We start from the raw sequence: 13,772 nt of genomic DNA, 5'->3' as shown, positions 1-13,772 counted from the left end.
ATAATCGGCAACGGCCTCATCAAGCAAATGATGGGCTGTCGCCAGTAAATGCCGAAAATCGGCTTAAGTCAGTGTCCGGAATTTGTTGACCACTACAACAGTAGTGATAATAAAGGGGAGGAGCTAAAAGCATCCTGTCACGGCTTTACCTGCTCTTCGTTTACTCGTACTCTCATCTGCTCTTTAGCTCTTTAACCTTAAAACCATTCAACTAGGTTGATAATAACCACAATTTGTGGATAATGCTTACGAATTAATCTAACCGTATGCAAGCATACTTTTTGCTACATTTTAGACAAAAGACCCCTAATCAACCTCCATCCTGATAGGAGCAATATAACTACGCAGTGTGATGTCGCGGAATATCAAGGGGCGGTAGCGTTCCTATCTTTGATATTAAGTGGGAGCGAGGTCACGGTAATAACTCCTCCTTAACTCTCTTAAATACTACGTAGCTGATAAAATTATTGGTTCTAACTTCTTTGGGTGTCCTTTGGGATATCACGACACATTCCGTTTCTATGAACTTGGTTAACATGAAGATTAATAAAAATCGTCTCCTTAGAGCGCTCCTTCCTGTATTGCTCGCAGGCTGTACGACTCCAGGAACACACCTTACGACTGACAATAAGAATGTAATTCAGCCTTCAGAGATGCAGCAAGAGTCTGATATTTCTGACGTGGTTAACCTTTACCCACTCACTGCTCAATCTGTATCAAGCTACCGAAATGAATCTTTATCAGTTTCACAAGCAAACCCGGAACTTGATGTTGATATCGCGAAGTATGAATACCAAGTGGGTGTCGGTGATATCTTAAATATTACCATTTGGGACCACCCTGAACTGACGATTCCTGCGGGCTCTTACCGCAGTAGTACCGAAGCGGGTAACTGGGTTCATGCTGATGGCACCATCTTCTACCCGTACATTGGTACTGTTGAAGTGGCTGGTAAAACCGTACGCGAAGTTCGTGCTGATATTGCAAACCGTTTAGCTAAGTACATCGAGAGCCCCCAGGTTGATGTGAACGTTGCTGCTTTTCGTTCTAAAAAAACCTACATTACGGGTGAGGTTTCAAACCCTGGCCAGCAAGCGATTACCAATATCCCTTTAACGTTATTGGATGCAGTGAACCGTTCTGGCGGTTTGTCTGAAGATGCCGACTGGCGTAATGTTTCATTAACGCGTAATGGCGTAGAAGAAAACCTTTCACTTTACGGACTGATGCAACGTGGTGACCTAACCCAAAACCGCTTACTGCAAGCTGGTGACATTGTTCACGTGCCGCGTAATGATAAGCAGAAAGTGTTCGTGATGGGTGAAGTCAAAGAACCGAAGCTCTTGAAGATTGATAGAGTGGGAATGAGTCTGACGGAAGCGCTCAGTAATGTTGGTGGGATAAATGAGCTGACAGCTGATGCAACCGGCGTGTTTGTAATTCGAACTTCTGATGATAAATCAGAGCGTATGGCAGATATCTACCAACTAAATATAGAAGATGCATCAGCCTTAGTCATTGGCACCGAGTTTGATTTAAAACCTTATGACATTGTTTATGTTACGGCAGCGCCAATCAGCCGTTGGAACCGTGTTGTTGGGCAGTTGCTACCAACCATTAACGGATTTAATAATTTAACCGAAGGTGCGTTACGTGTGCGTAATTGGCCTTAGACTAAGATACAACAGTCATTAGGTCACATTTCACGAGTGGCCTGATTTTTGATGCCTAGTAGTCAACCCTGTTTATTCGTACGTTCAGCTTATAAGCCCAATACAGTAGAAGTCAGTTATGTTTAATAAAATTTTAGTGGTCTGCGTGGGTAACATTTGTCGTTCCCCGACGGGAGAGCGTGTTTTTCAACAATTGCTGCCTAACAAAGAGGTAGCCTCTGCAGGTATAGCTGCTGAAAAAAGCCGCTTAATCGGTAAGCCTGCAGACGACAAGGCAATTTTAATTGCCGCTGAAAATGGTGTCGATGTTGAAAATCATCAGTCTCAGCAAGTTACACGACAGCTTTGTGCCCAGTATGATTTGATATTAGTGATGGAGAAGAGCCATATGGAGGCGCTCACTCAAATATCACCGGAAGCGCGTGGTAAAACCATGTTGTTTGGTCAGTGGATTGGTCAAAAAGATATTCCAGATCCACATCGTCAAAGCCGTGAAGCATTTGAACACGCTTATAAATTGATTGACGAAGCAGCACAAGCTTGGGCGAAAAAACTGTAATTAATGCTGTCATCTAATCTAAATAGCATTTAGTTAAGCATCATCGCCACCAATAGAACCACATAAGAGAGAAAGATACGTAAGCCGTACGTCACTTATCTTCAAATATTAGTTAGGAAGTAGTAATCTGATGACAATACAACCATCTCAACAATTGCACATAGGCAACACTGATGAGATAGATTTAGGAAAACTGCTTGGTATTCTGCTGAACGCTAAATGGTTAATTATACTGACCACATTCGCTTTTGTTACATTTGGAATTGCATTTGCCGTGCTCTCAACACCAATATACAAAGCCGATGCACTGATGCAAATTGAAGAGAAGAGCTCAGGCGGTATTTCATCGATGGTCGGTGATATGGGTGAGTTATTCTCTCAGGAATCTTCCGCGACAACAGAAATTGAGATCATTAAATCGCGCATGATCTTGGGTGAAACGGTCGATAAGTTTAACCTTACGACGATGACATCACCTAACTATGCACCTATCGTTGGTAAAGGGTTTGCTCGTTTGACCGGTGATATTAACCACATTGTTGTTAGCCGTTTTGAGTTGCCAAGTTATGTGGGCGATTACGGACACGCGATTCAGATTCTCGATGCCGAGCAAGGTACTTACCAACTGGTTCGTGACGATGATCGCGTTATTTTGCGAGGTAAGGTGGGTGAGTTAGCCACCGCTGATGACTACAGTTTGTTTGTGGCAGGTTTTGAATCGCATAACGGTTTTGAGTTCTCTATTGCAAAACAAAGTCGACTAGAAGCGATCGAATGGCTAAAACAATCTTTATCTCTGTCTGAACAAGGTAAGCAAACTGGCATTCTGAAGTTGAGCTTTGAAGGCGAAAATAAACAACAGATTTCTGAAATACTCAATCATATTAGCCGGATATATTTCTTACAGAATGTTAAGCGTAATTCAGCGGAAGCGGAGAAGAGCCTCTCTTTCTTAGAAAGCCACCTTCCTAGCATTAAGTCTGAGCTAAACGGATATGAAGACGTACTGAACAATTATCGCCAAGAAAATGAATCGATCGATTTGGGATTAGAAGCTCAGTCTACGTTAAAAGTAATGGTAGGCTTAGAAGCTCAGCTAAATCAATTGACGTTTAAAGAAAGTGAAGTTAGCCAAAAGTTCACTAAAGATCACCCTACATACCGAGCTTTATTGGATAAAAGGGAGATATTACTTCAGGAGAAAGTACGCTTAAACAAACAAATTCAAAAACTACCAAAAACACAACGTGAAGTACTGCGTATGACACGTGATGTTGAAGTGAACCAACAGATCTACATCCAGCTTTTGAACAAAGTTCAAGAGTTGAGCATCATCAAAGCTGGCACTGTAGGTAACGTCCGCATCTTAGATGACGCGCAAGCGTATGCTCGCGCTGTGAAACCGAAGAAACCACTGATTGTTGTGCTAGCAACGCTACTGGGTGGCATGTTAAGTATCACGTTTGTATTGGCTAAAGCGGCGTTCCACTGTGGTGTTGAAAGCCCAGATCAAATTGAACAAATCGGCTTGTCTGTTTACGCCGCCGTACCAAAGTCTGATTTACAAATTGAGCTAACCAATCGTTTTAAATCGAAGAAAATGCAAACCAAGGGTGTTCAGGCACTACTTGCTGAATCCAATCCTGCCGATCTTTCGATTGAAGCATTACGTGGCTTACGTACCAGTTTACATTTTGCGATGCTAGAGGCGAAAAATAACGTTTTGATGATCTCTGGTCCAGCGCCGGGTATTGGTAAGTCATTTATTTCGACTAATTTTGCCGCAGTAGCAGCAAAGACTGGCCAAAAAGTTTTGTTGATTGATGCCGATATGCGCAAAGGTTACCTACAACAAAGCTTTGGTGTGAAATGGGATAACGGTCTTTCTGATGCATTGAGTAGCCAACAAGAGTTTTCTCAATCAGTGAAGTCGACTCCAGTTGAAAATCTAGATATTATTACCCGTGGCCAGGTACCACCAAACCCATCTGAATTGCTAATGCACCCGCGTTTTGCAGAACTAATGGAATGGGCATCAAAAGAGTATGACTTAGTTATTGTCGATACTCCACCAGTGCTCGCGGTAACCGACCCAAGTATAGTCGCAGCCTTTGCTGGCACCACACTCATGGTTGCTCGTTACGGCCAAAATACAGTCAAAGAGATCGACGTTGCTCGCAGCCGTTTCGAACAATCTGGTATTGAAGTGAAAGGCGTAATCTTCAACGCTATAGAGAAGAAAGCTTCTAGTTCTCATGGCTATGGTTATTATAACTATGAATATGCAAGTGATGTTAAGTAAATTACATGGTTCATTCTAGGAGATAAACTCCTAGTAATTCTAATTCTAATTCTTATTTACAGAACACTTTTCGTTAAGAGCTGAAGAGTGACCTCATTGATAGTTTTGTTCAATCATCGAAAACAATAACCCGAGTTTGTTTTGCGCGTGATTTTTAAGAAAAACAACTTTATACATTTCACACCTGTGATTATGTTCAAAAAACATAAGAGAAAACTATGAAAATCCTCATCACCGGTGGTGCTGGTTTTATCGGTTCAGCAGTTATACGCCATATTATAAATAATACATCTGACAGCGTAATCAACGTTGATAAGTTAACTTATGCAGGAAACTTAGAGTCACTTGTTGAAGTTGATTCTAATGGGCGTTACACATTCGAACAAGTTGACATCTGCAACCGCGCAGAGCTTGACCGGATTTTTGTTGAGCATAATCCGGATGCGGTGATGCACTTAGCGGCTGAGTCGCATGTTGACCGTTCTATCACTGGCCCTGCTGCATTTATAGAGACGAATGTAGTTGGAACATATACGTTATTGGAAGCTACACGCGAGTACTGGAATAAACTTGAAAAGCGAGCTAAAGCAGAGTTTCGCTTCCATCATATCTCTACCGATGAAGTGTATGGTGACCTTCCTCACCCTGATGAAGTACCTGAGGGTGCAGAGCTCCCAATGTTTTTGGAGACAACATCGTATGAGCCATCAAGCCCCTACTCGGCATCAAAAGCATCAAGTGACCATCTAGTTCGCGCATGGCTACGAACTTATGGTCTGCCAACTATCGTCACCAACTGCTCAAATAACTACGGTCCGTACCATTTTCCTGAGAAATTGATCCCACTGGTTATTCTTAATGCTCTAGAAGGAAAAGACCTTCCTATCTACGGAAAAGGTGATCAAATTCGTGACTGGCTGTTCGTTGAGGACCATGCACGAGCGCTCTACAAAGTCGTGACCGAAGGTAAAGTAGGCGAGACTTACAATATTGGTGGCCACAACGAGAAGAAAAACATTGAAGTAGTGAACACGATTTGTGAAACCCTTGACACGCTAGTCCCAAAAGCGACCAAATACGCAGAGCAAATCACCCATGTTCAAGACCGCCCTGGTCATGACCGCCGCTATGCGATTGACTCATCTAAAATGCAACGTGAGCTAAATTGGACGCCAGAAGAAACGTTTGAAACAGGTCTTCGTAGAACTGTGCAATGGTATCTAGATAACTCCGAGTGGTGTCAAAACGTGCAAGATGGTAGCTATCAACGTGAACGCCTAGGTGTAGAATCACCGGTAACTAAGGAAAACAACTGATGAAAGGTATCGTATTGGCTGGTGGTTCAGGCACTCGTTTATACCCACTTACACGTGGCGTGTCGAAACAATTACTGCCGATCTATGACAAGCCAATGGTGTTTTACCCAGTTTCAACATTAATGCTCGCTGGTATTAAAGATATTTTGATTATCACGACGCCGGAAGACAACGCGGGTTTCCAGCGTCTCCTTGGTGACGGCTCTGATTTCGGAATTAACTTTGAATATGCAGTCCAGCCAAGTCCTGATGGTTTAGCTCAAGCTTTCATCATCGGTGAGGAGTTTATTGGTGATGACAGTGTGTGTTTAGTGCTTGGCGATAATGTTTTTTATGGTCAGTCATTTTCACAAACTTTACAGAACGCAGCGTCAAGAGAGTGCGGCGCCACCGTTTTTGGCTATCAAGTTAAAGACCCAGAGCGCTTCGGTGTCGTTGAGTTTGATGAAAATATGAAAGCGATATCCATCGAAGAGAAGCCGGAAATTCCAAAATCTAACTATGCAGTCACAGGTTTGTATTTCTACGATAATAGTGTGGTGGAAATGGCCAAACAAGTTAAGCCATCTCGCCGTGGAGAATTAGAAATTACAACGCTTAATGAGATGTACCTTAATGATGACTCGCTGAGTGTAGAGTTACTTGGTCGTGGTTTTGCTTGGTTAGATACAGGTACACATGAGAGTCTCCATGAAGCCTCTTCCTTTGTACAAACAATCGAACATGTTCAAGGTTTAAAAGTCGCTTGTTTAGAAGAAATAGCATGGCGCAATGGCTGGTTGAGTGATGAACAAGTACTGACTTTAGCTAAACCAATGATGAAAAACGAGTATGGCCAGTATCTGACCCGTTTGGTAAATGATAAGAAGAAGGCAATGGCTAAATGCGCGTATTAATTACAGGCTGTCACGGCCAAGTAGGTACTTGTCTAACCAAACAGTTAAAGCATAATGAAAATACGACGGTATTGGCACTGGATAGAGAGCATCTCGACATCACTAATCAAGAAAACGTTATTGCTATTATTTCTGAATTTCAGCCGACCATAATTATTAACGCAGCTGCACATACTGCAGTTGATAAAGCTGAAGAGGAAGTTGACCTCTCTTATGCGATAAATCGAGATGGTCCCAAATATCTAGCACAAGCCGCGCAAACAATTGGTGCAGCAATTTTGCATATCTCCACAGACTATGTCTTTGAAGGTAATAAAGTCGGGGACTATATCGAGACAGATACGACAAATCCTCAAGGTGTTTACGGTAAAAGTAAACTGGCAGGGGAAATTGCAGTTGCACAGGCATGTGAAAAGCACATTATTCTTCGTACTGCGTGGGTTTTTGGTGAGAACGGCAATAATTTCGTGAAAACGATGCTCAGATTAGGTGAGACTCGAGATGCATTAAGCATTGTCGGAGACCAGTTTGGTGGGCCTACATTTGCCGGTGATATTGCAAGTACATTGATTCAAATCGCCAAACGTATTGCTCAGGGAAGTGAGGTTGAATATGGGGTTTATCACTACTCGGGTTTACCTCATGTCAGTTGGTTTGATTTCGCGAATGCTATTTTTGATGTTGCTGTTCAACAAAAGGTTCTTGTGAATAAGCCTGCTTTAACAAGTATTACTACCGACCAATATCCAACATCAACAAAGCGCCCAAGTAACTCCCGCTTAAGTAACGAGAAAATTATGGCAAAATTCTCCATCGAAGTGAGTGATTGGAAGACAGCTTTAAACAATATTCAAGCGTATACTGGATAATAAAATGAAAGTAATCGATACACGCATTCCAGATGTAAAAATTATAGAACCAAGTGTGTTTGGCGATGAGCGTGGTTTCTTTATGGAGACTTGGAACCAAAAGCAATTTGAAGAGTTAGTAACTGGCAAGTCGACACAATTTGTGCAAGATAACCATTCAAAATCGAAGAAAGGGATTTTACGTGGTTTGCATTACCAAACCGAAAACACACAAGGTAAACTTGTTCGTGTCGTTTCAGGTGAGGTATTTGATGTGGCAGTAGATATTCGTAAAGGCTCACCGACGTTTGGTCATTGGATAGGAGAGTATCTGTCTGCAGAGAATAAACGGCAGTTGTGGATTCCTGAAGGCTTTGCTCATGGTTTCTATGTAACAAGTGATGAAGCCGAATTTGTTTATAAATGTACTGATTACTATAACCCATCCGCTGAAATATCTATTACATGGGATGACAGCGGCTTGAATATTGATTGGCCAATAACTTCTTCTCCATTGGTATCAAAGAAGGATGAAGAGGGCTTATCATTTCAACAATTCATTGATTTAATACTTGCTTGATAACCCTTTATACAAAAAGAACTTAGGAACACTTACTCATGTGTGGTTTTTTTATAACAAACAGTAAAGATGTAACTTCGAATGATGAAAGTCTTATTGAGAAACTACTGAGGTTTCGAGGCCCAGACTGTTCCTCGGGTCTAGTTGAACACAATGGGTGGAAAGCTTATCACTCGCGCCTGTCTATTATCGACGTTCAAGCTGGTACAAACCAACCGATGATTGACCTAAATGGTGGCATGCTTGTTTTCAACGGCGAAATTCTCAATTATAGAGAGTTAGGTCATAAATATTTCGATATAGATTTCAAAGGCGATACAGAGTTATTAAGTGCATTGCTCAGCTCTAATAACCTCGATATTAGTGAGCTAGATGGATTTTATTCGTTCGTTTATATCGACAAAAATGGCAACCTTAGCCACGCGGCTAGAGACTCTTTTGGTGTTAAACCTCTATTTTTTTATGAAACTGAAGATAGTATTTCTTTCTGCTCTGAGCCAATTGTTTTAAAACAACTGTTTGATTTAGGTACCAACAAATCTGCTATCCAAGAGTACTACGCTACTAGAGCGCCTATTTTTTCCGGTTCATATTTTGAGAATGTGAAGAGTGTTGATCCAGGTACTTGCATAATAACTGGCAAATATTTCGACTGTTCGGACCATTTAGGGGGCAACTATGGTGAAGTAAGGCTTGACGAAATTCAAGAGGCTATTACTAAAGGTGTAGATACCCGAATGGTGTCGGAAGTGCCTGTTGGTCTACTTTTGAGTAAAGGTATTGATAGCAATCTATTACGCAGTATCGGTGACTTTGATAAGTATTATACTACGGGTTTCGCAGGAGATGATGATTTAGAGTTTCTTAGACAGGAACGCATACCAGGCCTTACGGTACTAGAGGTTAATGAGGAAGAGTATAAGATTGCTTTTGATTATCTTCTTACTCTCAGAGGTGAACCTATGTCTGTACCCAATGAAGTTCTATTGTATCTGGTCTCTAAGCGAGCCGCAGAAGATGGGGTTAAAGTGTTACTCTCTGGAGAAGGGGCTGATGAGTTTTTTGGCGGCTATGATAGGGTATTTAGATGGGCAGCTACGGTTGATAACTTCGACCTCAATCAGTTTTTAAGTTACTACTGCTACACTAAGCCCGCAGAAGATAGTGAATTGTTCCGAACTTTTGAGGCACTGTTTTCTAAAGTAACCTTTGACTCTCCTTTTGAATACGTCCGTTGGTTCTTTATTAGGCACCATATGCCAGTATTATTCCGAAGATTAGATTTCGCACTTATGGCAGCAGGTATCGAAGGTAGAGAGCCTATTGCTAATATGCATACATTTGTCAAGTCTATTAGGCTTTCACCAGACTCGCTGATGAATGAAAATGTAGGTAAAAAGCCTTTGCGTGACTTAATTCTCCCTTTTATGGGGGAGGAATTTGCATATGATAAAAAGGTTGGCTTTCCGGTTGATTTGACCAAGATTTTCGATAATGAAAATAATCTAAGCTCTTATGAATTATGGTTTAGCGAAAACTTAAAGGTAATAAATAGATGATTATTGGATATACAAGTGGAGTATATGACTTATTCCATGTGGGGCATGTCAATATTTTACGTAATGCAAAAGCTATGTGTGACAAACTGGTAGTAGGCGTAACCGTTGATGAATTGGTAGCGTATAAAGGAAAACAACCAGTTATACCATACCATGAAAGGTTGGAGGTCGTTCGAGCTTGTAAATATGTAGATGTGGCCGTTCCACAGCAGACGATGGACAAAGTTTCAGCAGCAAAGAAGAATCATGCATCATATTTGTTTGTTGGAGATGATTGGTACGAAACACCAAAATGGAAAGAATATGAAGAGAAATTATTAAATGTAGGCTGCAAAGTTATATACTTTCCGTATACCCAAGGGACATCGAGCACCCTTATAAACCAAACTTTAAATGATTTACGAAATAATTAGGATTAATAATGATAAAAGTAGCATTAGTTGGTTGTGGAAGAATCTCAAAACGTCATAGTGAATTACTTGCAGAAAAACAAATAGCAGGTGCTGAGCTCGTTGCTGTTTGTGATTTAATAAAGGAGAAGGCTGAAATAATCTCATCCAAATATAATATTCCTTATTATTTAGATATGGATGTTATGATGGAGAATGAAGAAATCGATTTAGTTGTTGTTCTTACCGAAAGCGGATTGCATGCTAAGCACGTTGTTCGACTAGCAAAATATGGAAAGCATATTATGGTAGAAAAACCAATGGCTCTAACATTGACAGATGCAGATGAAATGATTTCAGCCTGCTATGAAAATAAGTGCAAGTTATTTGTTGTGAAGCAGAACCGGTTTAATGTACCCGTTGTTAAATTGAGAGATGCAATGGATGCAGGAAGGTTTGGTAAGCTAGTACTTGGTACTATAAGGGTTCGATGGTGTCGCGACCAATCATACTATGATCAAGATGAATGGAGAGGTAAATGGTCTATGGATGGTGGTGTTTTGACAAATCAAGCCAGTCATCATATCGATTTACTAGAATGGATGATGGGTGATGTTGAGAGCGTATTTGCCAAAAGTACTACTGCATTAGTAGACATCGAAGCTGAAGATACTGCAGTTGCAACGGTCAAGTTTAAAAATGGAGCTATTGGTGTAATAGAGGCAACTACGGCAATCAGGCCAAGAGACCTGGAAGGTTCTTTATCTGTTTTGGGTGAAAGAGGGGCTGTAGAAATTGGAGGTTTTGCGGTAAACAAGATGCTTCATTGGAACTTTTCGGATCAAGAGCAAGAAGATGAACTAGTGATGGCTAAGTATTCAGTTAATCCGCCTAATGTGTATGGTTTTGGACATCAAGCCTATTATGAACATGTTGTCGATTGTATCGAAAATGATAAAGAACATATGGTTGGTGGCCTTGAAGGTCGGAAGAGCTTAGAGCTTATTAACGCGCTATATGAATCCATTGAAACTGGAAAAGAAATAGCACTAAAGTTTAAGCCTAAAAAATGTAAGCTAGGTCAACTCGGTGAATAGAATTTTTAAAAAACGATCTTTAATAAGAGATATTATTTTTGGTGATAATCTTAAGATCGTTGAACCAGTTAATATTTATGGCTGTAGATTTGGTGATGATGTATTTGTAGGCCCATTTGTTGAGATACAAAAAGATGTTTACATCGGGTCTCGTAGCAAAATCCAATCTCATTCTTTTATCTGTGAATTAGTGAAAATTGGTGAATCATGCTTTATTGGCCATGGCGTTATGTTTATAAATGATCTTTTTCTGGGAGGTGGTCCGGCTCAGGGAGATAAGAGTAAATGGAAGAGCACCAATATAGGTAATAATGTTTCAATAGGGTCTAATTCAACTATATTGCCAGTAGATATCTGTGATAATGTTGTAATTGGAGCTGGTTCTGTCGTTACGAAAAATATAACAGTCGAAGGTGTATACTTCGGTAACCCCGCAAGAAGAGTAGATAATGATTAAATTTCTAGACCTAAAAAAACAATATAACAGAATGAAAAATGATATTGATAGAGTTATCTTCGATGTCATTGATAAAACTGAATTTATAAATGGCAGCTATGTGAAGTCATTTGAATATGATTTCTCTGAATATCAAGATGCTAAATATTGTGTTGGTGTAGGTAACGGTACTGATGCATTAGAAATTGCTATTGAAGCTCTGGGGTTACCAGCTAATAGTGAAATTCTAGTGCCTGCGAATAGCTTCATTGCTTCTTCTGAAGCTGTGACTAGAAGTGGACACAAGGTTGTATTTTGTGATGTAAATGAAGATGATCTTACCATTTCTCTCAATAGTGTTAAAAAATTGGTAAATGTTAATACTTCAGCGATTATTGCAGTCCATCTATATGGACACCCATGTGATATGGATCCATTACTTGAGTTTGCTAAACAGAATAACTTAAGGGTGATTGAGGATTGTGCCCAAGCTCACGGTGCCTTGTACAAAGGTCGAAAGGTTGGTGCAATTGGTGACATTGGCACTTTTAGCTTCTATCCAGGTAAAAATTTGGGGGCGTTTGGTGATGCCGGAGCCATCGTTACAAACGATGAACAGTTAGCAAAAATGTGTAGAATGATTGCTAATCATGGACGTACAGAAAAATATGCACATCAATTTGAAGGTAGAAACTCGAGGTTGGATAATATCCAAGCTGCAATTTTAGGAGTAAAACTTAAATACCTAAATGAATTTACTGAAACTAGAATAAAGATTGCAGATAAGTACCTAGCGGAACTTTCTGATATAAACACCATAACATTACCGACCAGGCAGAAATGGGCTACTCAAGTTTATCATTTGTTCGTCATTCGTGTAGGCGACAGAGATAAACTTAATGAGTTTTTAAATAAAAATGGAGTTCAAACAGGAATTCATTACCCAGTATCTTTACCAAAACTTGAAGCTTACAAACATTTTGAAAGTAACAATGAAACTGTTGTTGCGGAACATGCGGCTACTAAACTATTAAGCTTACCAGTTGGTGAGCATCTAAATGAAGAAGAAGTATGTAGAGTAATTAAATTGATAAGAGCGTTCTATGAAAGATAACCAGTTGATATTTGCCGCAGGACTAGGTTCAACTGGTTCTAGTGCTCTAGTTGATTTACTTAAAGAAGTTGATGGTTTTTACTCAATGGATGATGAATTTAGGATGTTCGTTGATCCTGGAGGTATCATTAGCCTAAGAGATGCACTTGTCGATAACTGGAGTATATTTCAATCAGATGTAGCAATACGTAACTTTATTGCTATGTCTAAATCTATAAATAGTAAGTATAAATCGCCATATATATCACTCGAGCATAAGAATTGGTTTGGTACTTCTTTTTCAAATAAGTGTGACGATTTTATTGGGAATTTAATTGAACTTGAGTTTGACGGTGTTTGGTATGGTATAGATAGCTTACTAATGAGAAAGCTAAATAGATTTAAGACGTTAAGAAAATCTCGCTTTGGTAGTAAGAGAATGTATGTTGGTAAGAATCTCTCCGATGAAGAGTTTTCTAAATACGTTCAAGACTTCATTGACAACCTAGTTGAACCTGTCTTAAAAAGCCGTGGAGCGAATCGTTTTTGTTTTAACGAAAACTTAAGTTGTATGTTCCCTGAAAAAATTCTTAATATGCTTCCACATGCAAAAATGATTTTAGTTGTTCGAGATCCTAAAGATGTGTTTGCTGACTCGTTGAGAGTAAAGTGGGCCGCTATACCTGAATCGACGGAAGAATTTATTAAGTGGCAGACACTTGTCTACCAGGGGTGGATGAAAGTACAAATGAAAGTGGAGAATAACCCTGCTTTAGCTAGTCGTATCATGGTCGTTAAATTTGAAGATCTTATAGAAAACTATGAGGATCTTGTGCCAAAAATATTTGGCTTTCTTAACATAGATCCTGATGAACATGTTAGAAAGAAACAATTTTTATTGCCTGAACTTTCTGGGAAAAACATTGGACAATGGAGAGGTGTTTTGTCAAAAAGTGATATTGATAAATTCGATCATGATCTAAAGTTTTTTTATGAATATTATCAATACAAATGAAGTTCTTTA

13 protein-coding genes are annotated in these 13,772 nt (G+C 39.9%); all 13 read left to right on the top strand.

All coding sequences use genetic code 11. The annotated features are described in order from the left end of the window. The first annotated feature begins 536 nt into the window (after positions 1–536). The 13 genes from AACR09_RS08560 to AACR09_RS08500 all read left to right on the top strand — a co-directional run bounded on the left by AACR09_RS08560 (position 537) and on the right by AACR09_RS08500 (position 13,763). Positions 537–1,673, top strand: coding sequence for a polysaccharide export protein (locus tag AACR09_RS08560; RefSeq protein ID WP_193834786.1), 1,137 nt, complete (start codon positions 537–539; stop codon positions 1,671–1,673). A 118-nt stretch (positions 1,674–1,791) separates the two neighbouring features. Further along, positions 1,792–2,232, top strand: a complete 441-nt coding sequence (locus tag AACR09_RS08555; protein ID WP_193834785.1) for a low molecular weight protein-tyrosine-phosphatase — start codon at positions 1,792–1,794, stop codon at positions 2,230–2,232. A 130-nt stretch (positions 2,233–2,362) separates the two neighbouring features. Next, entirely contained in the window at positions 2,363–4,534 is a 2,172-nt protein-coding gene (locus AACR09_RS08550; protein ID WP_193834784.1) for a polysaccharide biosynthesis tyrosine autokinase, read from the top strand. Between the two features lie 218 nt (positions 4,535–4,752). Continuing rightward, positions 4,753–5,850 (top strand): dTDP-glucose 4,6-dehydratase, encoded by a 1,098-nt coding sequence (gene rfbB / locus AACR09_RS08545; RefSeq protein WP_193834783.1) that lies wholly within the window; start codon positions 4,753–4,755, stop codon positions 5,848–5,850. Next, positions 5,850–6,746, top strand: coding sequence for a glucose-1-phosphate thymidylyltransferase RfbA (gene rfbA / locus AACR09_RS08540; RefSeq protein WP_193834781.1), 897 nt, complete (start codon positions 5,850–5,852; stop codon positions 6,744–6,746). Before rfbB ends, rfbA begins: the two co-directional genes overlap by 1 nt. Beyond that, entirely contained in the window at positions 6,734–7,615 is an 882-nt protein-coding gene (gene rfbD / locus AACR09_RS08535; protein ID WP_193834779.1) for a dTDP-4-dehydrorhamnose reductase, read from the top strand. The genes rfbA and rfbD overlap by 13 nt, the downstream gene beginning before the upstream one ends. Positions 7,616–7,619: 4 nt before the next feature. Next, entirely contained in the window at positions 7,620–8,174 is a 555-nt protein-coding gene (rfbC, locus tag AACR09_RS08530) for a dTDP-4-dehydrorhamnose 3,5-epimerase (protein WP_193834777.1), read from the top strand. 38 nt (positions 8,175–8,212) lie between these two features. Beyond that, positions 8,213–9,733, top strand: a complete 1,521-nt coding sequence (locus tag AACR09_RS08525) for an asparagine synthetase B family protein (RefSeq protein WP_193834776.1) — start codon at positions 8,213–8,215, stop codon at positions 9,731–9,733. Then, positions 9,730–10,146: an adenylyltransferase/cytidyltransferase family protein gene (locus tag AACR09_RS08520; RefSeq protein WP_193834774.1), complete on the top strand. Its 417-nt coding sequence runs from the start codon at positions 9,730–9,732 to the stop codon at positions 10,144–10,146. The genes AACR09_RS08525 and AACR09_RS08520 overlap by 4 nt, the downstream gene beginning before the upstream one ends. A gap of 8 nt (positions 10,147–10,154) precedes the next feature. Next, positions 10,155–11,219 (top strand): Gfo/Idh/MocA family protein, encoded by a 1,065-nt coding sequence (locus AACR09_RS08515; RefSeq protein WP_193834772.1) that lies wholly within the window; start codon positions 10,155–10,157, stop codon positions 11,217–11,219. Continuing rightward, positions 11,212–11,676 (top strand): acyltransferase, encoded by a 465-nt coding sequence (locus AACR09_RS08510; protein ID WP_193834770.1) that lies wholly within the window; start codon positions 11,212–11,214, stop codon positions 11,674–11,676. The genes AACR09_RS08515 and AACR09_RS08510 overlap by 8 nt, the downstream gene beginning before the upstream one ends. Beyond that, complete coding sequence (locus AACR09_RS08505; RefSeq protein ID WP_193834768.1) at positions 11,669–12,769, top strand: DegT/DnrJ/EryC1/StrS family aminotransferase; 1,101 nt, start codon at positions 11,669–11,671, stop codon at positions 12,767–12,769. Before AACR09_RS08510 ends, AACR09_RS08505 begins: the two co-directional genes overlap by 8 nt. Beyond that, positions 12,759–13,763 (top strand): sulfotransferase, encoded by a 1,005-nt coding sequence (locus tag AACR09_RS08500; RefSeq protein WP_193834763.1) that lies wholly within the window; start codon positions 12,759–12,761, stop codon positions 13,761–13,763. Before AACR09_RS08505 ends, AACR09_RS08500 begins: the two co-directional genes overlap by 11 nt. Positions 13,764–13,772: the final 9 nt, after the last annotated feature.

Source organism: Vibrio sp. OPT20 (assembly GCF_963889365.1).
GTDB classification, from domain to species: Bacteria; Pseudomonadota; Gammaproteobacteria; order Enterobacterales; family Vibrionaceae; genus Vibrio; species Vibrio splendidus.
Note: the sequence above shows the minus strand (reverse complement) of the source record. Positions and strands in the feature narration are given on the sequence as shown.

Coding starts and splice junctions, on each gene's coding strand:
- rfbA (WP_193834781.1), top strand. CDS start 5,850: ATGAAAGGTATCGTATTGGCTGGTGGTTCAGGCACTCGTTTATACCCA.
- AACR09_RS08520 (WP_193834774.1), top strand. CDS start 9,730: ATGATTATTGGATATACAAGTGGAGTATATGACTTATTCCATGTGGGG.
- AACR09_RS08500 (WP_193834763.1), top strand. CDS start 12,759: ATGAAAGATAACCAGTTGATATTTGCCGCAGGACTAGGTTCAACTGGT.
- AACR09_RS08550 (WP_193834784.1), top strand. CDS start 2,363: ATGACAATACAACCATCTCAACAATTGCACATAGGCAACACTGATGAG.
- AACR09_RS08555 (WP_193834785.1), top strand. CDS start 1,792: ATGTTTAATAAAATTTTAGTGGTCTGCGTGGGTAACATTTGTCGTTCC.
- rfbD (WP_193834779.1), top strand. CDS start 6,734: ATGCGCGTATTAATTACAGGCTGTCACGGCCAAGTAGGTACTTGTCTA.
- rfbB (WP_193834783.1), top strand. CDS start 4,753: ATGAAAATCCTCATCACCGGTGGTGCTGGTTTTATCGGTTCAGCAGTT.
- AACR09_RS08515 (WP_193834772.1), top strand. CDS start 10,155: ATGATAAAAGTAGCATTAGTTGGTTGTGGAAGAATCTCAAAACGTCAT.
- AACR09_RS08505 (WP_193834768.1), top strand. CDS start 11,669: ATGATTAAATTTCTAGACCTAAAAAAACAATATAACAGAATGAAAAAT.
- AACR09_RS08560 (WP_193834786.1), top strand. CDS start 537: ATGAAGATTAATAAAAATCGTCTCCTTAGAGCGCTCCTTCCTGTATTG.
- AACR09_RS08525 (WP_193834776.1), top strand. CDS start 8,213: ATGTGTGGTTTTTTTATAACAAACAGTAAAGATGTAACTTCGAATGAT.
- rfbC (WP_193834777.1), top strand. CDS start 7,620: ATGAAAGTAATCGATACACGCATTCCAGATGTAAAAATTATAGAACCA.